This window comes from Sphaerisporangium album, assembly GCF_003323745.1.
Taxonomy (GTDB): Bacteria; Actinomycetota; Actinomycetes; order Streptosporangiales; family Streptosporangiaceae; genus Sphaerisporangium; species Sphaerisporangium album.
On record NZ_QOIL01000008.1, the window covers coordinates 126,678 to 148,030 of the forward strand.

17 protein-coding genes are annotated in these 21,353 nt (G+C 72.2%); 5 read left to right on the forward strand and 12 right to left on the reverse strand.

All coding sequences use genetic code 11. The features are described from left to right. Positions 1-123 precede the first annotated feature (123 nt). The gene (locus DQ384_RS16000) at positions 124-612 is read left to right on the forward strand and encodes an NUDIX domain-containing protein (RefSeq protein WP_114029615.1); all 489 of its coding nucleotides are present in this window, start codon (positions 124-126) and stop codon (positions 610-612) included. A gap of 100 nt (positions 613-712) precedes the next feature. Next, on the forward strand, positions 713-2,605 hold the full coding sequence (locus DQ384_RS16005; protein WP_245966519.1) for an APC family permease: 1,893 nt from the start codon (positions 713-715) through the stop codon (positions 2,603-2,605). A 33-nt stretch (positions 2,606-2,638) separates the two neighbouring features. On the opposite strand, the gene DQ384_RS16010 is transcribed toward DQ384_RS16005, so the two are convergent. From DQ384_RS16010 to DQ384_RS16055, 9 genes are all read right to left on the reverse strand, one after another. After that, positions 2,639-3,619 (reverse strand): UDP-glucuronic acid decarboxylase family protein, encoded by a 981-nt coding sequence (locus DQ384_RS16010; protein ID WP_114029617.1) that lies wholly within the window; start codon positions 3,617-3,619, stop codon positions 2,639-2,641. After that, a complete protein-coding gene (locus tag DQ384_RS16015) occupies positions 3,616-4,764 on the reverse strand; it encodes a glycosyltransferase family 9 protein (protein ID WP_114029773.1) in 1,149 nt (382 codons plus the stop codon). Before DQ384_RS16015 ends, DQ384_RS16010 begins: the two co-directional genes overlap by 4 nt. After that, a complete protein-coding gene (locus DQ384_RS42910) occupies positions 4,755-5,705 on the reverse strand; it encodes an SDR family oxidoreductase (protein WP_245966520.1) in 951 nt (316 codons plus the stop codon). Before DQ384_RS42910 ends, DQ384_RS16015 begins: the two co-directional genes overlap by 10 nt. Positions 5,706-5,784: 79 nt before the next feature. Beyond that, positions 5,785-7,143, reverse strand: a complete 1,359-nt coding sequence (gene rfaE2, locus DQ384_RS16030; RefSeq protein WP_114029618.1) for a D-glycero-beta-D-manno-heptose 1-phosphate adenylyltransferase — start codon at positions 7,141-7,143, stop codon at positions 5,785-5,787. Beyond that, entirely contained in the window at positions 7,140-7,775 is a 636-nt protein-coding gene (locus DQ384_RS16035) for a D-sedoheptulose-7-phosphate isomerase (protein ID WP_114029775.1), read from the reverse strand. Before DQ384_RS16035 ends, rfaE2 begins: the two co-directional genes overlap by 4 nt. Before the next feature lie 45 nt (positions 7,776-7,820). Further along, complete coding sequence (locus tag DQ384_RS16040) at positions 7,821-9,020, reverse strand: glycosyltransferase (protein ID WP_114029619.1); 1,200 nt, start codon at positions 9,018-9,020, stop codon at positions 7,821-7,823. Then, positions 9,017-10,072: a glycosyltransferase family 9 protein gene (locus DQ384_RS16045; protein WP_114029776.1), complete on the reverse strand. Its 1,056-nt coding sequence runs from the start codon at positions 10,070-10,072 to the stop codon at positions 9,017-9,019. The genes DQ384_RS16040 and DQ384_RS16045 overlap by 4 nt, the downstream gene beginning before the upstream one ends. A 179-nt stretch (positions 10,073-10,251) precedes the next feature. After that, complete coding sequence (locus DQ384_RS16050) at positions 10,252-11,268, reverse strand: glycosyltransferase family 2 protein (protein WP_114029620.1); 1,017 nt, start codon at positions 11,266-11,268, stop codon at positions 10,252-10,254. Beyond that, positions 11,265-12,929, reverse strand: coding sequence for a carbamoyltransferase family protein (locus tag DQ384_RS16055; RefSeq protein ID WP_114029621.1), 1,665 nt, complete (start codon positions 12,927-12,929; stop codon positions 11,265-11,267). The genes DQ384_RS16050 and DQ384_RS16055 overlap by 4 nt, the downstream gene beginning before the upstream one ends. Before the next feature lie 368 nt (positions 12,930-13,297). Here DQ384_RS16055 and DQ384_RS16060 point away from each other — a divergent pair, with 368 nt between their 5' ends. Together DQ384_RS16060 and DQ384_RS16065 are read left to right on the forward strand one after the other, a co-directional pair. Next, entirely contained in the window at positions 13,298-14,029 is a 732-nt protein-coding gene (locus DQ384_RS16060; RefSeq protein ID WP_342769402.1) for a D-glycero-alpha-D-manno-heptose-1,7-bisphosphate 7-phosphatase, read from the forward strand. After that, positions 14,026-15,003: a glycosyltransferase gene (locus DQ384_RS16065; protein WP_114029622.1), complete on the forward strand. Its 978-nt coding sequence runs from the start codon at positions 14,026-14,028 to the stop codon at positions 15,001-15,003. Before DQ384_RS16060 ends, DQ384_RS16065 begins: the two co-directional genes overlap by 4 nt. A gap of 112 nt (positions 15,004-15,115) precedes the next feature. Here DQ384_RS16065 and DQ384_RS16070 read toward each other — a convergent pair whose 3' ends face one another. The 3 genes from DQ384_RS16070 to DQ384_RS16080 form a co-directional block, all read right to left on the reverse strand. Next, a complete protein-coding gene (locus DQ384_RS16070; RefSeq protein ID WP_114029623.1) occupies positions 15,116-15,715 on the reverse strand; it encodes an RloB family protein in 600 nt (199 codons plus the stop codon). Further along, positions 15,712-17,034, reverse strand: a complete 1,323-nt coding sequence (locus tag DQ384_RS16075) for an AAA family ATPase (RefSeq protein WP_181871242.1) — start codon at positions 17,032-17,034, stop codon at positions 15,712-15,714. The genes DQ384_RS16070 and DQ384_RS16075 overlap by 4 nt, the downstream gene beginning before the upstream one ends. A 266-nt stretch (positions 17,035-17,300) precedes the next feature. Continuing rightward, positions 17,301-17,984 (reverse strand): ATP-binding protein, encoded by a 684-nt coding sequence (locus tag DQ384_RS16080; RefSeq protein WP_114029625.1) that lies wholly within the window; start codon positions 17,982-17,984, stop codon positions 17,301-17,303. A 1,958-nt stretch (positions 17,985-19,942) separates the two neighbouring features. Between DQ384_RS16080 and DQ384_RS16090 the strand changes: the two genes are divergently transcribed. Continuing rightward, the gene (locus tag DQ384_RS16090) at positions 19,943-21,298 is read left to right on the forward strand and encodes a lectin (protein WP_114029626.1); all 1,356 of its coding nucleotides are present in this window, start codon (positions 19,943-19,945) and stop codon (positions 21,296-21,298) included. Positions 21,299-21,353 lie beyond the last annotated feature (55 nt).

The window sequence follows — 21,353 nt, forward strand, 5'->3', positions numbered from 1 at the left end:
GGCCGGGAAATCTACCTTGCGGATACGGCAAAAGGGGTAGATCGCATCCGTCCCGTCCCCCCTCAGGCGTACGGGGGAGCCCCTAGGGGATGATCAGGACCGCCGCCGCACTACGGTCGGATCATGGCCACTATCTCGTCGTCCGAGTTCTACACGCGGATCAACAAGACCCTCGCGGGGGCCGGGGCGCTCATCACCGACCCCGCGGGCCGCGTGCTGCTCGTCAAACCCAACTACCGCGATCACTGGATCTGGCCCGGCGGCCACGTGGACGAGGACGAGACGCCCGACCAGGCGTGCGCCCGCGAGGTCCACGAGGAACTCGGCTTGTTCCTGCCCGTCGGACGGCTGCTCGGCGTCCACTGGGTGCCGCCCTTCGGCGACCGTCCCATTCCGTTGGTCCACTTCCTCTTCGACTGCGGCACCGTGCCGGACGGGGTGGGCGTCATCCTGCAGGAGGAGGAGCTGGACGCGCACGGCTTCTTCGACCTGCGCCAGGCGCGGGACCTGATGCCGTCGTATCTGATCAGAAGGCTGCACGCCGCCCTGGACGCCCGCGCCGACGGCACCACGTTCTACCTCACGGGAGGCTCGCCCGCGATGGCCCGCTGACCACCAACCCGGGCACTACGCGGGGCTCGCCGTGGTAAACCGGCACTGACCTGGGGGTATCTACCCTGGCGTGACCGGGGGCGATGCGAAGAGGCGGAGAGTGGCGCGGTGGCTCTTCGCGGGGCCGCCGTCCAGAGACGGCGAGACGCCGCCCGGCGAGGGGCATCCGTGGTGGCGGGTCATGTGCCTCACGGGCGTCGACTACTTCTCGACGCTCGGATACCAGCCGGGCATCGCGTTCCTCGCCGCGGGCGCGCTGTCGCCGGTCGCCACGCTCGTGCTGGTCGCCGTGACGCTGTTCGGCGCGCTCCCGATCTACCGGCACGTCGCGGAGGAGAGCCCGCACGGGCGCGGCAGCATCTCCATGCTCCAGCGCTACCTGCCCGGATGGCCGGGGAAGTTCCTGGTGCTCGTGCTGCTCGGCTTCCTCGCCACCGACTTCATCATCACGATCACCCTGTCCTCGGCCGACGCGACGGCGCACGTCATCGAGAACCCCTTCTCGCCCGACGTGCTGCGCGGCCACCGGATCGGCGTGACACTGGCGTTCATCGCGCTGCTGGCCGTGGTGTTCCTCATCGGCTTCGGCGAGGCGATCGGCATCGCCGTCGGGCTCGTCTCGGTGTACCTCGCGCTCAACCTGGTCGTCGTGGCGGTCGCGGTCGGGCACCTGTTCACCGAGCCCGCGCTGGTGGTCGGCTGGGAGCGGCTGCTGGCCGCGCGCTATCCGTCGCCGCTGCTCCTGGCCGGGGTGGCGCTGCTGGTGTTCCCCAGGCTGGCGCTCGGGCTGTCGGGCTTCGAGACCGGCGTGGCCGTGATGCCGCTGATCCGAGGGCGCGAGGGCGACGACCCCGAGCGTCCGGAGGGCAGGATCCGCGGCGCGAAACGGCTGCTCACCACCGCCGCTGTGATCATGAGCTTCATGCTGATCGCCACCAGCTTCACCACGGCCGTGCTGATCCCGCCCGAGCAGTTCCAGCCGGGCGGCAAGGCCAACGGGCGGGCCCTCGCCTACCTCGCGCACGCCTACCTCGGCGAGGGGTTCGGCACGGTGTACGACCTCAGCACGATCACGATCCTGTGGTTCGCGGGGGCGTCCGCCATGGCGGGCCTGCTCACGGTCGTGCCGCGCTACCTGCCCAAGTTCGGCATGGCCCCGCACTGGGCGGCGGCCACCCGTCCGCTGACGGTCGTCTTCACCGCCGTGGCGTTCGGCATCACCTTCCTCTTCAAGGCCGACGTCGACGCGCAGGGCGGCGCGTACGCGACGGGCGTGCTCGTCGTGATCCTGTCGGCGGCGCTGGCCGTGACCCTGTCCGCGCGCCGGCGCGGGGACCGGCGCCGGCTCGCCCACTACATCGCGATCACGGCGGTGCTGCTGTACACCACCGTGGCCAACATCTTCGAGCGGCCGGAAGGCATCAAGATCGCGTCGTTCTTCATCGGCACGATCATCCTGACGTCCTTCGTCTCGCGCGCCACTCGTTCGCTGGAGCTGCGCGTGGAAGGGGTCACGCTGGACGCGCGCGCCCGCGAGTTCGTCCGGGAGGCCGTCGCGTCCGGGCAGCTCCCGCTCCTCGCGACCAACCCCGAGGACCGCGGGCGCGTGGACTACCGCGACAAGGCGCGGCGCGCCCGCCAGTTGCACCACCTGCCGCGCGGCACGCCGACGCTGTTCCTGGAGGTGTCGATCAGCGACGCCTCGGACTTCAGCAGTACCGTCGAGGTGAAGGGCGAGCGGCGTCAGGGCTGCCGGTTCCTCACGGCCGGCAGCCCGTCCGCGCCGAACGCGATCGCCGCGATCCTGCTCCACCTGCGCGACACGACCGGGATCGTCCCGCAGGTGTACTTCCGCTGGGCCGAGGGCAACCCGGTGATCGCGTTCGTCGGCTATCTGATCCTCGGCGGCGGGGACGTGGCGCCGCTGACCCGCGAGATCCTCCGCCGGGCCGAGCCGGACGTGAGCCGCCGTCCCCGGGTGCACGTCGGTTGACGGAGGACGCGCGGCTGCGGCTTTCGGCGGGTGTCAGGACGCGGGGCGGCTCTTCTCCAGCAGCGCGCGCTCGAACCACGCGATCGTGCGGCGCAGACCGGTGTCCACGTCCACCAGGGGACGCCAGCCGAGCCGGTCGGCGGCCAGCGAAGTGTCCGGGCGGCGCACGGCGGGGTCGTCCACCGGCCGGTCGACGAACGTGATCGGCGAGGACGAGCCCGTGAGGTCGCGGATCATCGTGGCCAGCTCCAGCATGGACAGCTCCGAGGGGTTGCCGATGTTCACCGGCCCCGCGAAGCCGCTGCCCGCCAGCCGGAGCACACCCTCGACGGTGTCGTCCACATAGCAGACCGAGCGGGTCTGGGCGCCGTCGCCCGTGACGGTGATCGGCTCGCCCATGAGGGCCTGGCGGACGAACGTCGGGATCGCCCGGCCGTCGTGCGGCCGCATGCGCGGACCGTAGGTGTTGAAGATGCGCACGATGGCCGTGTCCACGCCGTGCGATTCGCGGTAGGCGGTGGTCAGCGACTCGGAGAACCGCTTGGCCTCGTCGTACACGCTCCTCGGGCCGACCGGGTTGACGTTGCCCCAGTACGTCTCGCGCTGCGGGTGCTCCAGCGGGTCGCCGTACACCTCGCTCGTGGACGCCAGCACGAAACGGGCCCCCTTCTCGCGGGCCAGGCCGAGCGCGTGCAGCGTGCCGAGGCTGCCCACCTTGAGCGTCGCGATCGGGTGGCGCAGGTAGTCGGTAGGCGAGGCGGCGGAGGCGAAGTGCAGGACGAGGTCCACGTCGCCAGGCACGTGGACGTACCCGGTCAGATCACACTCGACCAGGCGGAACCTCGGGCGTCCGATCAGGTGCTCCACGTTGGCGGGCGTGCCGGTGAGGAAGTTGTCCATGCAGATCACGGACGCGCCCCCGGCCAGCAGCCGCTCACACAGATGCGACCCGAGAAACCCCGCACCCCCGGTCACGACCACCCGCCGCACCACCCGCGCCGCCGGGGCGCTCATCGGGCGACCCCCGCTTCCAGCAGGCCGAGGGCGGCGTCCAGCACCGTCTCGGTGCCGATCTCCAGCAGCCCCGGGTCGGGACGGTTGTCGTGCGGGTCCCCCGACCGTCCGGCCCACAGGGCGATGTGACGGCCGTCGGGCGGCGGACCCCACTGGTCGGGCGAGACCGGGCCGAACAGGACGACCGACGGCGTCGCGTAGGCGGTCGCGAGGTGCGCCACCCCCGTGTCCCCGCACACCAGCAGCCGCGCGCCCGCGACGAGGTGGGCGAGATCCCGCAGGCCGGTGCGTCCGGCCAGCACCCATTCCACGGGCAGCCCGGCGAGCGTGCCCACCCGGAAGGCCAGCGACCGCTCCGACGCGTCCCCGGTGACCAGCACCCGGTGGCCCTGCGCGGCGAGCGCGGCGGCCACCTCGGCGAACCGCTCCACCGGCCAGCACCGCGCCCGCGACGCCGCGCCGGGATGGACGACGACGTACCCGGGCGCGCCGGGGCCGGGCGGCTCCGGAGGGTCGAGCAGCAGGTCGGACGGGTCGGCGGCGATGCCGTACCACTCCAGCAGGTCGCACCACCGCCGCACCTCGTGGGTCTTGCGGCTCCACGGCGGGCCGTCCAGGCCGGGGAACTCCGGGTGGGCGTGGGTGAGCAGCCGTCCCGGCCGGGTGCGCGAGAGCGCCACGATGCTCTCCGGGCCCCGGCCGTGCAGGTTCACCGCGATATCGGGCCGCTCGACCGGCACGGGACCGGGGCCGGACACGTCGAGCTGCGCGTCCACAGCCGAGATCAGCGAGACCAGGCCCGACAGGGACGCGGGCGCGGCCAGCACGAGACGGTGCCCCGGGTGGGCCCTGCGCAGCGCCCGCAGCGCCGGCACGGCGGTGAGCAGGTCACCGAGCCCGAGCCCCCGCAGCACCAGCAACACCGGCGCGTCGGGCCTCCTGCCCGGCACCCGCCGCCCGGACGGCGCGCTCCGGACGATCGCCGTCGGTTCCCCCGGGTTGATGCGGCGCGTCGCGGGCCGCCAGGTGTACGGACGCCGGTCGGTCTGCGGTGCGTGCGGGACGGTCTGGGGGACGGTCTGGGGGACGCGGGCGGGGATACGACGCGGCGTCCTCGCCCGAGGAGGGCGTTCGTTCACGGCCATGACGTCTCCCGCGCCGGGCACACGACCAGCTCCCGTACCTCGCAGCCCCGGGGCATGCCGAGCGCGAAGACCACGGTGGCCGCGACGTCCTCTGGGCTGTTCAGGTCGGCGTCGGGGCCGGGTTTGTACTGGTCGTCCCGGTCGTCGAAGAACGGCGTGCGCATGCCGCCGGGCACCAGCAGCGTGACCCCGACCCGCCCGGCGAGCTCGGCCGCCAGCGCGCGGGTGAACCCGACCACGCCCGCCTTGGCCGCGCAGTACGCGGTGGCGTCGCTCACCGAGCGCAGGCCCAGCGTCGAGGCCACCGTGACGACCCGGCCGCCCGAGCGCGTCAGGTACGGCAGCGCCGCCCTGATCACGGAGACCGTGCCCAGCAGGTTGACGTGGATCACGCGTTCCCACTCATCCGCCCCGACCTTCTCCAGCGGCCCGCACCGGTCGATGCCGGCGGCCGTCACCACCCCGTAGAGCCCGCCCGCCCGCTCGGCCAGCTCGCGTACGGCCCGCTCGGCCTGCTCACGGTCGGCGAGATCGGCCACCACGTGATCGCCGGGGGCGACGCCGCCCATGAGGTCGCGGCCGCCCGCTCGGCCGGCGCCGCCCCCTCGGTCACCGCCGCCGGTGAGGCCGCCATCGGTGAGGCCGCCGCGATGCCCGTTGCCGGACCCCGGCGCCGTCCCGCCCGGCTTCACGAGCGGATCGACCGCTTCCCGCATCCCCGCCTCCGCCGTCAGTGCGCCGTCGCGGCTCGCGTGCTCGGCGCGGGCCGCACGGCCCCGTCCGGCGGGAGCGCGGCCGTGCGTCGCGTACGCGGGCTCGGCGGCGTCCGGGGGAGCGGTGACGTCGATCACCAGGGGGCGGCCGCCCGCTCGGGCGACGGCGGTCACCGTGGCCCTTCCCAGGCCCGACGCCCCGCCGGTGACCAGGATGTTTCCGATCATCGATGTTCCTCCTGTTTCCCGGGGGGCTTCGGTCCGCTGCGGGCGACGTGACGGCCGGTCCGCCGTCACGCGCGGGTGCTCACCTGACCCCCTGGACGGCGGCGATCAGGCCGCTGGTGGAGTGTCCGGACGCGGTGGGCAGCACGACGACCTCCCCGCCCGCGCGCCGCACCGCGTCCGCCTCGGGCAGGTCGAACCCGGTGTAGTCGCCGCCCTTCACCCACACGTCGGGGCGCAGGCGCTCGATCAGCTCGGACGGGGTGTCCTCGGCGAAGACGGCGACCGCGTCCACGCAGCCGAGCGCGCGCAGGATCTCCATCCGGTCGTGCTCGGTGACGACCGGCCGGCCCGGACCCTTGAGCCGCCGGACCGACTCGTCGGAGTTCACGCACACGATGAGCGCGTCGCCGAGCGCCCGCGCCTGCCGCAGCAGCCGGACGTGCCCGGCGTGCAGCAGGTCGAAGCAGCCGCCCGTGGCGATCAGCCTGCCACCGGTCGCCCGGACGTGGGCCGCGAGCTCCATGGCCGTGCGCGGCCTGGCCGCCGGCGCGGGGTCGGGCAGGCGGATCGCGGCGGCGCCCCCGGCCTCGACGAACCGCGTCGCCTCGGCCACCGCGCACGCCACCGCCTCCCCGGCGGGGGCCCCCGCGCGCAGGGCGAGGGCCGCCGACGAGGCGAACCGGTCGCCCGCGCCGCAGGTGTCCCTGCCGAAGACGAGCGCGGGCGGCGGCACGCGAGTCGTCCGCCCGCCGCGGCGGCACAGCACGGCCCCGCGCTCGCCCAGCGTGACGGCGACCGCCTCGGCGTGCAGCTCGTTCACCAGCAGGCGGGCGGCGGGCTCGGGCCCGGTGTACCGCTGGGCGCACAGGACGGCGGCCTCCGCCTGGTTCGGGATGACGAGCGCGCAGCCGGGCACGGGAATCGAGCCCTTCGGGTGCGGGTCCCACACCAGCGGTACGGTCAGCCGGTTGAGCAGGTCGCGGACGGTCTCGCTCGCGCCGCGCCCGTAGTCCGACACCAGGACGGCGCCCGCGCCGCGCAGCGCCCGCGCGGCCCGGTCGCCCTCGTGCCCCTCGGGGCCGCGCCAGGCGCGCCCGTCGCCGGTGTCGATCCTGACCAGCGTCTGGTCGCGGGCGCGCACCCGTGTCTTGCGGGACGTCGTCCCGCGCAGCGGCAGCCGTACGACCTCGCAGAACCCCGACAGCAGCGCGCGCAGCCCGCGGCCGGGCGCGTCCTCGCCGAGCGCCGTGATGAGCACGACCTCGGCTCCCTCGCGCGCGGCCAGCAGCGCGGCGAGCCCCGCGCCGCCCGGCCTGCGGTGCTCGGCGCGGCCGGACACGACCGGGACCGGCGCGTCCGGGCACAGCCGGTCGGCGTCGCCCTCGATGTCCACGTCGAGCAGCGAGTCCCCGACGACGACGATGGGCCCGGCCCTCATGTCCCGGGCTCCGTGCGGGGGGCGCGCTCGCGGACGCGCGTCCCGCCCTCCTCGTCCCGGTCGATCTCCGGGGGGGCGGCGTGCCCGGCGTGCCGCTCGAAGACGTCGCACAGCATGTGGATGACCGCGAGGTGCACCTCCTGCACCGTCGCCGGGTCGCCGGAGGGCACCGCGAGCGCCTCGTCGCACAGCCCCGCCAGCGGGTTCGGCGCCGGCCCGGTCAGCGCCCACGTGACCAGCCCGCCCGCGCGGCCGGCCTCCACCGCCGCCAGGACGTTCTTGCTGGCCCCGCTGGTGGACAGGCAGATCAGCACGTCGCCGGGACGCCCGTGCGCCCGCACCTGGCGCGCGTACAGCTCCTCGGGGCCGTAGTCGTTGACGATCGCGGTCGAGGCGGAGGTGTCGGCGTGCAGGGGGATCGCCGCGTACGGGCGCCGGTCGGCGCGGAAGCGTCCCACCAGCTCGGCCGTCAGGTGCTGCGCCTCCGCCGCCGACCCGCCGTTGCCGCAGGCGAGCAGCCGCCCGCCCTGGACGAGCACCCCGGCGAGCGCCCGCCCCCACGCGCGGATCTTCGGTGTGTCGGCGTCGACGGCGGACAGCGCGGCGCTCAGTCGCGACAGATGCGGATGCATGGCTTCACCCTCCCGCTGCACGGCCTCACCCTCCCGCTCCATGGCTCACCCTCCCGCCGCGGCGAGCGGGCCGACCCGGTCGCCGATCAGGCTGCGGTACACCGACTCGGTCTGCGCGGCCACCTGCGGCCAGCCGTACCGGGAACGGGCGCGTCTGACCCCCGTGGCGCCCAGGGAGGCGCGCAGGTCGGGCCGGGCCAGCAGGTCGCGGAGCACCGCGGCGAGGATGCGCGGCCGGCGGGCGGGCACGAGCATGCCGCACCCCGCCACCGTGTCCAGGTGCCCGCCGACGGCGGACGCGACGACGGGAACCCCGCAGGCCATGGCCTCGACGGGCACCATGCCGAACGGCTCGTACCAGGGGACCGTGACGACGACCTGCGCCGACCGCATCAGCGCGGGCACGTCCGCCCGCGCCACCGCGCCGATCAGCCGGACCCGCCCTCCGACGCCGTGCGAGGCGGCGAGCGCGCGCAGCCTCGGCGTGTCCTCGTCGCCGGGCTCCCCACCCGCGATGACGAGCCGGGCGTCCGGCACGTGGCACAGCGCCTCGATCACCGTTTCGACGCCCTTACGCGGGACGAGCCTGCCGATGCTGAGGATGCGGACGTGCCCGTCCCGGTCCTCGTGCCGCGTGATCGTCCCGTCGGGGCGGAAGAGGCCGAGGTCGACGCCGCAGGGCACCACCGAGACCCGCGCGACCGGCACGTCCATGGCCGCGAGCTCCTTGACCTCGTCGGAGCAGGTCGCGATGACCGCTGCCGCGCGCCGGCCGATGTCGCGCTCGATCGCGAGCCGCGCCGGCGGGCTCGTGTCGGCCGAGCCCTGCCAGCGCCGCTTGACCGACCCCAGCGCGTGGAAGGTCTGCACGACCGGCACGCCCAGGTCCGCCGCCGCCGCGAGCGCGGCCATGCCGCTCATCCAGAAGTGCGCGTGCACGACGTCGGGACGCCGCCCGCGCCAGCGCCGTTCGAGATGGGCGGCGAATTCCGGCATGTGGGGGAGCAGATCGTCCTTGACCAGCGGCGCGGCCGGGCCCGCGGGCACGTGCTCGACGGTCACGCCCGGCGCCATCGTGATCGCGGCGGGCTCGTTCCCGGCGCGGCGCGTGTGGACGGTCACCTCGTGGCCCAGCGCGGCGAGCGCGGTGGCCAGGCCCGCGACGTGCACGTTCTGCCCGCCCGCGTCCACCCCGCCCACGGCGGCGAGCGGGTCGGCGTGCTCGGACACCATGGCGATCCTCATCGGACCCCCTCCTTCACGCCGGCCGGGCCCTGCGCGGCCCCGGCGGCCTCCGGGCCGGCGACCTCCACCAGGTCGAGGACGGTCCGGACGACCTCCTCCGCGGTCACCGACGCCAGACACGGATGACCGGGTACGGGGCACACGCGCGCCCGGCTGCCCCGGCAGGCCGCCCGCTGGTCGCCCAGCAGGACCACCGGCACGCGGTACGGCGCCCAGCGCGCCGCGGGGACGACGGGCGAGAACAGGCTGACCACGGGCGTGCCGACCGCCGCGGCCAGGTGCGCGGGGCCGGTGTTGCCCACCACGACCACCGACGCGCCCGCGAGCACGGACGCCAGCTCGGGGAAGGTGGTGACGCCCCCGAGGTCGGTGCCGTAGGCCCCGGCGACCCGCGCGGTCAGCGCCTGCTCGTCCGGGTCGCCGGTCACGACCACGCGCACCCCGTCCAGCACCAGGCCCCGTACGGCCCGCGCGTACAGCTCGGCGGGCCACATCCGGGCAGGGGCCGACGCGCCCGGGTGCACCACCACGTACCCGGGCGGGCCGGTGAACCGGTCCACCGAGGGGAGGGGACGGCGCACCGCGAGCGCGCCGTCGTCGCCGCGCGGCAGGTCGAAACCGGCGGCGCGGGCGAGGTCGAGCATCCGCTCGGGCTCGGGGACGTCCACGGTCTCGTCCACGAGGTGGCGGACGTCGAGCAGCGAGCCGGGGTAGTCCTCGCTGATCGCGGCGATCCGGGGGACGCCCGCCAGCCGCAGCAGCAGGGCCGGCGGCAGCGCGGACTGGTGGAACGAGGTGAAGATGACGGCCTGGTCCGGCTCGGCCTTGTCGATGAGTTCGAGCAATTCGTCCACATGCGGGCGGGTGAGCGGGGGCGGGTCGTGGTCGATCCACGGGGCTCGCCACTCCAGCACGCGGTCCACGCCGGGCAGGAGCCGGGCCGCCGCGCCGCCGTTCGGACCCGTGAGCATCACGACCTGCCGCGCGCCCGCCGCCAGGGCCCTGACCGCGGGCCCGGCGAGCAGCACGTCCCCGGCGTTGTCCAGCCGCACGGCGAGAACCGTCCCGGCGTCGCGGCGCCCGCCGTTCTCCCGCTCCCGGCGGTTTCCGTGCGCCCGCCGGTTGCCGCGCTCCCGGCCGTTGCCGTGGTCCTGGCGGTTCGCGGGCTCCCGGCCGTTCCCGCGCTCCCGGCGGTTTCCCTGCTCGCGGTCGTTGCCGCGCGCGAGGCCGTTCACCGGCGGGCTCGCAGTTCACCACGAAGCCGGTGGACGCACGCCACCGGCGGGATGACCACGCTCGTGACCGCCATGCGCAGGACCTCGGCCGGCGTCCGCGGCCCGGGAGCGACCCGCGCCCACACGAAGTCCGTCGTGAGCACCAGCCACCCCAACCCGGCCGCTGCGGCGGGCGCTCTCCCCGCCACCCCGCTCGCCGCGCCATGCGCGCCGCGCACCCGCGAGCCCGCCGTTCCCGCGCGGCCCGGTCTCGTGTGCTCTCTCCCTCGACCGCTCCCCACCACGAACAACGCGCACGCCGCCAGCCCGAGCGCGCTCGTCAGCGCGTGCAGGGCCAGGCGGCCGGGGGCGCCGCCGATGGCCGTGCGCCAGCCCGGGCCGTGCAGGCGCCGCATCAGCGCGTCGTCGGCGTTGCCGCGCTGCGCTCGTACGCTGGTCCAGAAGCCGTCGTCGCGCACGGGATGCTCGGTCGTCCGCTTGCCCTTGACCAGCCCGTATCCCGCCTTGAGCAGGCGCAGCGCCAGGTCGGCGTCCTCGCGGTAGGCGCGCGGGAAACGCTCGTCGAACCCGCCGACGGCCTCCAGCGCGTCCCGCCGGTACGCCATGTCGGCCGTCGCCCACCCCGCGTCCATCAGCGCCGCCGTGTTCCGCTCGGCGTCGGTGGGCCTCCGCTCGGCGGGCAGCGGGACCGTCAGCCGTCCCTGAGAGCCCGCCACGTCCTCGGCCAGCCCGCACAGGTCGGCGAGCAGGGCGTCCGTCCACCCCGGCGGGGGCAGTACGTCGTCGTCCAGGAACGCGACCCACTGCGTCGAGGCCGCCCGCCACCCCGCGTTCCTGGCCGCCGCAGGGCCGCGCCCGCCCGTGCGCAGCACGCGTACGTGCGGGGGGACCGCGAGCGAGGGACAGAACCTCGGCCGGTCGTCCACCACGATGGTGTCCACGTCAGGCCCGAGCGCGGCCAGCAGCCGGCGCAGGCTCCGCCGCCCGATGGTCGGAATCACCACGGTGATCATGACGCGTGCACCTCCTGCCGCCGCACGACGTAGGGCCCGATCACGAGCACGTCCACCGGCGCGGAGCCGAAGCATTCGAGGGCGTCGCGCGGGTCGTCCACCATGGGACGGCCCGCCGTGTTCAGGCTCGTGTTGATCACCACAGGCAGCCCGGTGCGGGCCTCGAAGCACTCCAGCACCCGGGCGAGCAGCGGCTCGGCCACCGCGTCCACGGTCTGGGCGCGCGACGTCCCGTCCACGTGCACCACCGCCGGGATCCGGTCGCGCCACTCGGGCCGCACATCGTGCACGAACGTCATGTACGGGCTCGGCAGCGGCCCGCGTGCGAAGATCTCGGGCGCCCGGGCGGCGAGCACCATCGGCGCGATGGGCCGGAACTGCTCGCGGCCCTTCACCGCGTTGAGCCGCTCGGTGTTCGCGGCGTGCCCCGGGTGCGCGAGCAGCGAGCGCCGCCCGAGCGCCCGCGGCCCGAACTCCGAACGGCCCTGGAACCAGGCGACGATCCGGTCGGCGGCCAGCTCGGCGGCGACCGCGTCCGCCAGGTCCGCGGGCCTCTTGTACGGGACGCGCGCCGCGACCAGCCACGCTGCCAGTTCCTCGTCCGTCCACCCCCGGCCGAGCGCGGCGCCCGCCATCGGCGCCACCGGCTCGCCGTACGCCTGCGCGAGGTGCAGCGCGCCGCCGAGCGCCGTCCCCGCGTCGCCCGCCGCCGGCTGCACCCAGATGCCGGCGAACGGCCCCTCGTCCAGCAGCCGGGTGTTGGCGACGCAGTTCAGCGCCACCCCGCCGGCCATCGTCAGGCACCGTTCCTTCGTGCGCTCGTGCAGCCACCCGGCGAGTTCCAGCAGCACCTCCTCCAGCCGCGCCTGGACGCTGGCCGCCAGGTCGGCGTGGTCGCCCGTCCAGGGCTCGCCGCGGCGCAGGGGCTTGGCGTACCCGCTCCAGTCGATCGGCTCCACGCGGAAGCCGCCGTCCCCGGTCGTGTGGACCAGCTCGCGCAGCGCGCCGAGGTGGCGCGGCTCGCCGTACGCCGCCAGGGCCATCACCTTGTACTCGTCGCTGGAGCGCAGGAAGCCCAGGTGCGCCGTGACCTCCTCGTACATCAGTCCCAGCGAGTGGGGGAGCTCCTGCGTGGCGAGGACGGTCAGCTCGCCGTCGCGGTAGTGCCCGGCCAGGTGGGATACCGCCTCGCCCCGGCCGTCGCAGACCAGCACGGCCGAGTCGCGGTACGGCGCGGCCAGGCCCGCGGACGCGGCGTGCGCGATGTGGTGCGGGACGTACTTGACCTGCGCGGTGTCCAGGCCGGGCAGCGCGGTCGCTAGGAAGGCGGGGGCGCGGCGCGCGTACGTGGTGCGCAGCTCCTCCCAGTGCGCGGCCATTCCGCGGTCGCCGGCCGCCTTCGTCCCCGTGTCGTCTGCTTTGACCAGCTCGGGATCGTAGGAGTAGGCGACGCCGTCCAAATCCTCGGGACGCAGCCCGGCCTGCTCCAGGCACCAGGCCGCGGCCTGCTCGGGCAGTTCCCACGCCGAGAAGGGCACCGGGCGCTTGCCGTGTTTACGGCGGCTGAACCGCTCTTCCTCCGCGGCCGCCACGACCTCCCCGTCCACCACGAGGGCCGCCGCAGGGTCGTGGAATATTGCGTTGATCCCCAGAAACCGCATCGGCTTACCTCCGTAGGGCCGCGGGAGTCTGGTTACCGAGCGAAGCGGCTCTCAAACGGGGCTTTGCGCATAAGTCGAGGTAGTAAGGAGGGAAGCTTGAGCTTTGTCACGCTTAGTAGCGGCTGGCGGGGGTTTGTCGGCCGACGCACCGGGTAGCCCCAACGCTATGGGGACCACGCCCGCAACGCCGCGAGGGCGCCCCGCATCGGCACCCAGGATGACGACACCATCACCCGCGCGCGACTTGATCTGCCCGAAAACGCGACTAACAGTGCATACGCACTCGATCCAGACGATTCCCGCCCGGAGGGTGCTGTAGGTGTACGGGCCACAGGGGGCCCACAGACGATTTGGTTGGAGGTGTCACCTTGACCTGCGTCGAGCACATGACCGCCGCCGTCCTGTTCGACCGCGACGGGACGCTCGTCATCGATGTCCCCTACAACGCCGACCCGGGCCGTGTCACGCCCATGCCGGGAGTCCGCGCGGCCCTCGACCGGCTGCGCGCGGCGTCCATTCCCATCGGCGTGGTCAGCAACCAGGCGGGCGTCGCCAGAGGGCTCATCACCCCGGCAGCCCTGGACGCCGTGAACGCCCGCGTGGAGGAACTACTCGGACCGTTCGACATCTGGGCCGTGTGCCCGCACGACGACGAGGACGGATGCGGATGCCGCAAACCCGCGCCCGGTCTCATCCTGCGCGCGGCGGGCGTCCTCGGCGTCACCCCGCGCGACTGCGTCGTCATCGGCGACATCGGCAGCGACATGGAGGCCGCCCGCGCCGCCGGAGCCCGCGGCATCCTCGTCCCCACCCCGCAGACCCTGCCCGCCGAGACCGCCGCCGCCCGCGAGACCGCCCCCGACCTCGGCACCGCCGTGGACATGGCCCTGGCCGGCCACTGCGTCGAACCGCCCCCGATCCGCCGCCGGTTCCTCACCCCCGGCGCCCACTCCTTCCGCCCCGCGCGCGACGACACTCCCGCCCTCCGCGTTCGCGGCCCGCGCGCGGCGCCGCACGAGGTCATCCCGGCCCGCCGGCGGTACGCGCGACGTCCCCCCGCCTCCGAGGACCGCCCTCGCGAGGCGGGGGACCCCACGTGAGGGTCCTCCTCTGGCACGTGCACGGGTCCTGGGCGACGGCGTTCGTCCAGGGCCCCCACGAGTACGTCGTCCCGCTCACCCCGGACCGCGGCCCCGACGGCCGCGGCCGGGCCCGGACGTACCCGTGGCCCGCGAGCGCGCGCGAGGTGCCGTGGGACCGGCTCGCCGGCGAGCACATCGACGTGATCGTCCTGCAACGCCCCCACGAGATCGAGCTCGCCCACCGCTGGACGGGCCGCCGCCCCGGCCTCGACGTCCCCGCCGTGTACGTCGAGCACAACACGCCCGTCGGCGACGTCCCGCACACCCGCCACCCGCTCGCGGACCGCGACGACATCCCGCTGGTCCACGTCACCCACTTCAACGCGCTGTTCTGGGACGCGGGCCGGGCGCCCACCCGCGTCATCGAACACGGCATCGTCGACCCCGGCCACCGCTACACGGGCGAACTTCCCCGAGCCGGGGTGGTGGTCAACGAACCGATCCGACGTCGCCGCGTCGCCGGCACCGACCTCCTCCCGGCCTTCGCCGCCACCGTCCCCCTCGACGTCTTCGGCATGAAGGTCACCGACCTCCTCGCCCACCTCCCCGACCTCGCCACCGCCCCGGCGTCGCGACTGGCCGTCTTCGAGGACCTGCCCCAGGCCGCGATGCACGCCGAACTGGCCCGCCGCCGCGTGTACCTGCACCCGTACCGCTGGACCTCGCTCGGCCTGTCCCTGATCGAGGCCATGCTCCTCGGCCTGCCGGTGGTGGCCCTGGCAACCACCGAGGCCGTCGAGGCCGTCCCCCCGGACGCGGGCGTCATCTCCACGAACCCCGCCACCCTCGCCACCGCCCTGGAACACTTCATCGCCGACCCGGCCCACGCCCGCAGGACCGGCGAAGCCGCCCGCACAGCCGCCCTCACCAGATACGCCCTGAAACGCTTCCTGACCGCCTGGGACGACCTACTCGCGGATATGACTTCGTGAACCTGCTCAGCCCTTGAAGGTTTCGGCCTGCGAGCTGTGCCCAGTGATCCGGGTCGCGAGTGTGACAGCCTGCGAGGAAGTGGTGGCTGTGGGTGAGGGGATGTCCCTGCCTCTACCGGGTCAGCATCCGGGTCAATCGGCCTACCGAACTGGACGGGTTGGCGGGGAGCTGGAAGTCATCGCTCGGGCCACACGCCTCGGCGCGCGTCATCGCTGATGTGTATTCCGCATACGGAAAATCAGCCGGAAGGTTCTTGCCGTGGACGCCGAAATCCCGCAGTTTCCTTTTCAGGGTGACCTGGTTGACATGCGACCGGTGGTCCGTGAAGTGCCAGAGCAGCCACACCTCGAAGCAGGGGTTGCTGACGGCGACGTTGATGGACGCGCGTCTGGCAGCTGAAAGCGCAGTTTGAAGCGTCTCGTGGTCGTCCACGTCGACCACGCACCATACCTGTTCGTACTCGTCGCCCGCGGGAGCCTCCGACGAGATGACCAGGGCCTTCTTCACGACCCTTACTGGATCGCGGCCGATCCCTTCGACGTGCAGCCTGTACACCTCGACGCCGGTCGCTCTCAGCTCGTGGAGCAATCCCTTGAAATATTGAGGTTCCGTGTTGAGGCCCTCGGTGACGATGAGGATTCGTGGTTTCTCCTGCTTCGTGTGCCGGCGTCGCCCTAGATCGCTCGATCCACGTGAACGGCGCCCGCTCACTGTGCCTCCCTGAGCACGACCGTCCGGAGCTCTTCAGGGGAGACCATGGGCACCGCGCCGTAACGGCCCTGGAGATAGCGCTTCTCGAAGTTGTCCGTCGGTCGTACGGGGAACTCGGCCAAGGAGAACAGTTCTGTTGCGCCCTGGGCGGTCTTCTCCGTGAACCAGATCTCATCCTTCGAGAGGTTGATCCCCGGCATCTGGCCGAGCAGGCTCGTCTCGTGGGAGGTGAAAATCAGTTGCGCACCCGCCGGATTAAGCTCACGGTCTTTGAACATTCCGACGAGCGCGGCGGCGAGGCGCGGATGGAGGCTTGCGTCGAGCTCGTCTATGGCCATCACATCGCCATGCCGCAATGCCATCAGCGCAGGGACGCCGAGTGCGAGCCAGGCGATGGTTCCGCTGCTTTCCTCCTCCAGCGACAGTAGAAAGGAACCCGTAGGATCTGCTCCGGAGTGTGTGAATCTGATCTTTTTCTTCAGTTCGCCGATGATTTCTTCCAGGGAGGGCATGGACCGGGACGGGCTTTCGGAGCCCATAAGCCCCTCGAGGGAGTCCTTCAGTATGCTGACGATATCGTCGTCCAGATCTTCTTCGTCAAGAACCATGCCGGTGATCCCGAGATCGGCGAACCTGAGCAGGCCTATCGCCTGCGACAGCACGATTTCGTTCTCCATGATGTTGCGCGCCCACATGATGCGCGCATGACGATCGGCCTCGGTGTACCGGGCATACCGCATGTGCTGGGTGATCCATCGGTAAACGGCATCGAGCGACTTGTGGTTGCTGTTGACCGCGGTCGAGAGGTAGAGGGCCGTAGGGCGGAGCAGGCGAGCGATGCGCACGTTCTCACCGGGAAGAGAGCGCCCGAACTCCATGTCCTCACCGCTGAGCCCGCTGCGCTCGAAGAGCATCCTTTTTCGCCCGGTCGGGTAACTGAAGAGCCATTCCATGTGGATGCCCGTCGCTGATGACTCGAATCCGTAGGTGTAGCGGACTCCATCAAGAACGAAGTCGATTTCATACAGGGACGTTTGGGTTCTTGAATCGGCGTCCAGGGTGAACGGATGATGAGGAAAACGGCTCCTGCTGCCCCAGGTCGTGGCGCTGTGCGTAATGGCATCGATCATGAAGCCCAGAGCTTCGAGAACTGTTGACTTCCCGGAGGCGTTCGCACCGTATATCCCCGCCACTCGAGTCGTCACCGCCATCCAGTCATGGTCGGCGGGTCTGGACCCGCTGAAGGCACTGCTGACCAGCGAGATCTCCGCCGTGTCGCGGATGCTCCGGTGGTTGGCGACCCGAAACCTCAGCAGCATGAGACGTCCTTTCGGCCCCCTCTGTGCGGTTTCGGGGCCTCCAGAGGCGATCATGAACAATGGTGACGCTGTAACTGCACTCTACCTGCACTCATACGTCGTGCTCCATCAACCGTCCACAAAGATCGCCCGATCCGCGGGGGGCGCTGTGGGTCACGTCCCGCGACTCGGAGGGGGAGGCGCCGGCAGGCCCAGACGGTCATGCCCGGAGTGCCGGGGAAATGGGTCGGTCCGGAGGCGGGAGCTGGGCGTTGACGATGACCAGGTCACGGGCCGTGGACTGCTTCGAGGTCCAGGCTCAGGTGGCGGGGCCGCTCGGGGCCATGGTCGCTCACCTGAACGCACTGCTTGCCGGGCGTGAGCCACAGCGACGGCCTCACCGGCGGCAGGCCGTGTACGACCGTGTTGGCGAGCAGCTCGCTCACGGCGAGGATCACGTCATCGGCGATGGTGAGCAGCGCCCAGGTGGTGAGGACCTCTTTCACCATGGTGCGGGTCTTGCCGACCATCGACAGGTCGTCCGGCAGGTCCCAGCAGACGGTACGCAGACCGCCGTCCTGCGTCTCTGGCATCGGTGCTCCGTGAGATGTCGAATGGCCCGTGGGGGCCGGGTGAGGTGGGCGGCCCGCACGATCGGCCGCCCGCGCGGCGGACCGGTGGGCCGGGGGCCGGTACAGCACCGCTCGTTCGGCCGCGCGCATCAGGTCGCGCAGCTCGTCGGTGGTATCCGCCTCGACGAGCAGGGGGTCGGGTGTCGGCCAGGTGGCGGCGGCATAGAACCGTCGCGAGCCCACGCCGTAGCAGATCGCCCAGACGGGCTCCATCTGGTCCAACTGCTGAGCGGCGGCCTTCTGGGCCAGGTCCCATGGTCGAGAGCGGACCTGCGTGGGCGCCGTCCCTGGCCGGTGCCGGCCCCGGGGGCGTGCCTCGAAGGCGTCGTCCCGGTTCACGTCGCCACCTCCTGGCGCCGCCGGTGGCGTCCGCCGCGCGGGACTCGCACGCCGGACGGCTGAGGCCGGGTCACCATGGAGTCCGCCGCGCCCGACGACTTTTGCCGTCGATGACGGCCTGGGAAGGTGACCGTGCGCTGTGCGGGGGAGACCGCGGAAGCGTGCTCGGCCCTGACGGGCGGCCGGGGGTCCGGCGGCAGGAGCGGACGGATGGGCCTGGCCCGCGTCGGCGGACCGGAGAGCCCCAGGCGCCGCCGGACGTTCATCCGGGCCTGGACCTGCGCGGGGGTGGGCTGATCCCACTCATGATGTGCGCGATGGGGAAGGGACGCGGCCTCGTGGGCGTACGGCGGGTGCCCGCACCAGCGGCAGCCGAGCGGCATCGGCGGCTCGTCGGCCTGCCAGCGGACGCGAATGACGCGGATTCCCCTGCTGGGAAGGCGTCCTCTACTAGGGTTGTGCATCGGATCGGACCTCCAGAGTCCGGTCAAGGGGCTTGTCCCGGCGTGCTGTGCCGTGGCGAGCCCCGCTTCATGTGCGGGGGTTCGGTCGCCGGCTTCGCTTCAGAGGCGGGACCGACTCATTGGGGCCGGGTTCGTGGGGCGGGGGCTGACCTGCGGGGCGGCTCGTGGACGAGGGATGGGCTCGTGGAGCGGGCGCGGAGGTTCATCGGCCGTGATGCAACTCGTGGAGCGGGCGCGGAGGTTCATCGGCCGTGATGCAACTCGTGGAGCGACCTCCGCGACCTGGCGGCGTGAGGACCGTTCGGCGCCCGTCGGCCTCTCCCCGCCGTTGGACGTTCTCTCCTCGCCCGCTGGACGTTGCTTGATCGGCGCCGGTACGGCGGGTCGCGGGGCGGTGAAGTCGGCGCCGCCGTACGGCGGGTGGGCGGCCATCGGTTTTCCCTGTAGTTGGTGACCAGGTGCGGCTTACCGGCCGGTGACAAATCCGTGTCCTCCAGATACGGGGACTGTCCGTCAGAGGTACTCCATCTCAACGTCTCGATCTTCAATTTGCACCCCCTTATCCGGACATATCTAGCGATTTTGTCGACGCCGTCGAATGGCACAGGTGCATATGGAGGAGCAGGCCAGCTGACGGCTTCCGCGTTTCGCCGCGGCTCTTCACAGAGTGCCTCCAGGTGGCTACGTTTTGCATCGAAAGCGCGGCCACACTATGGCGACACTTCGTGCCCCCGTGTGCCAAATCCTGTGCCGGTGTACCGCGTCCCGTTCACGGCCGAGGCGGTCGGCGAGCGCGACCTCATGCCGCCGGAGCCGGCCGGCTTCGTGGCGGGCGACATCGACGCGATCCTGCGGAGTCGCCCGCCCTGACCTGCTCGGCGATCACGTCGGTCGGGACGGAACGAACCGTCGGCTCACCGAACGCCCGCAGTGGATCGATCTTGACTTCTGGGAGCATCGGCGTCAGATCAGTGTGCGGCCGAGCCGCCCGAAGGTGTGAGAATTTCACGGCCTATATCCGGGGGCGGTTCTGACCTCGTGTGATGACTCCTTGTGTGAACACGGACCCCTCTGACCGGTGTAATTTTCATCGCGGCGCATTGGTGGCGGCCGTGATGGCTTCGCTGGTCAGAAGCGTATGGAACGGGCCGACGGTGCCGAGTGGTGCGCCCTGAGACGGCCCGGCCCCCTTGACAGACCTTGTTGCATTCATGTTGGCTCCGCTGCACCGCCACCCCGGTCGCCCGGAAGAGAAGATCACTCTCGGACCCTCGTTCATGTTAGCGATAACAAAACCACCGGCTCGACCAGCTTCGACAGCTCGACCAGCTCGGACCAGGCCGGGTTCCACCGGAGAGGGCGGCACCGCGTTCACCCGGTACGTGCCGGGCGAGGAGCCGCGCATGCCCGGCCGGCGGGGCTCTTCAAAAGAGAAGAAGTAAGTGGTTGCCCCTATTCGAATCTCGAAATTCGAGCCATGGAGAGAGTTGTGTGATGGTGAGGCACAGATCCGTCTTCGGAGCGATCGCGGCCGCGGTACTTCTCGTCGTGACCATGGGTCACGCGGCGCTGAGTGACAGCCTCGGCGCGACCACCTCGGCCAGGACCGCCGCCCTGGCGCCCACCGCCGGATGCGGAAAGGCTCCGGGGCTGTCCAGCGGCACCCAGACGATTCAAAGCAGCGGAAAGACCCGGACCTTCATCCTGCGGACCCCCGACAACTACAACAACAACACCCCGTACCGGCTGATCTTCGGGTTCCACTGGCGGGGCGGCACCGCCGCCGAGGTCGACTCCGGTGGCACCAGCGGCTACCCCTGGTCCTTCTACGGCCTGCGCCAGATGTCGAACAACCAGGCGATCTTCGTCGCGCCCCAGGGTATCGGCAACGGCTGGGCCAACTCCGGCGGCGAGGACCTGACCCTCGTCGACGACCTGGTCCGGCTGGTCGAGGCGAATCTGTGCGTCGACACCACCCAGCTGTTCGCCACCGGCTTCAGCTACGGCGGGGGCATGAGCTACGCGATCGCCTGCGCCCGCGCGTCGGTCTTCCGCGCGGTGGCGGTGTTCTCCGGCGCGCAGCTCAGCGGGTGCAGCGGCGGCACCCAGCCCATCGCCTACATGGGACTCCACGGCATCACCGACAACGTGCTCAACATCTCCCTGGGACGGTCACTGCGCGACACCTTCGTCCGCAACAACGGCTGCACCCCGCAGAACCCGCCCGAGCCGAGCTCGGGCAGCCGGACGCACATCGTCACCGCCTACTCGGGGTGCCGGTCCGGGTATCCGGTGGTCTGGGCCGCGTTCGACAACGGTCACATGCCCGGCCCCGTGGACGGGACCTACGCCGAGAGCGGCGTCACGACCTGGACCAAGGGCGAGGTGTGGAAGTTCTTCTCCCAGTTCGGCAGTGGCACGGGCCCCTCTCCCTCGCCGACCCCCACCCCGACGCCGGAACCGGGCTCGGGTCCGATCAGAGGTGTGGGATCCGGCAGGTGCGTTGACGTCTCCGGTGTCTCGCAGGTCAACGGCGCGCAGGTCCAGATCTGGGACTGCAACGGTCAGGCCAACCAGCAGTGGACCTCCACCACCGCCGGTGAGCTGCGGGTCTACGGCAACAAGTGCCTGGACGTGAGCAACCAGGGGACCGCCGACGGTTCGGCGGTGCAGATCTGGGACTGCAACGGGCAGAACAACCAGAAGTGGCGGTTCAACGCCGACGGCACCATCACCGCGGTCGGCGCGAACAAGTGCCTGGACGTGCCCGGCAACGCCACCGCCAACGGCACCAGACTCAGCATCTGGTCCTGCAACGGCGGCGCCAACCAGCGCTGGACCCGCACCTAGTAGATCATCCAAGGACCGGGGGCCAGGAGCACAGCGCCTGGCCCCCGATGCCGTC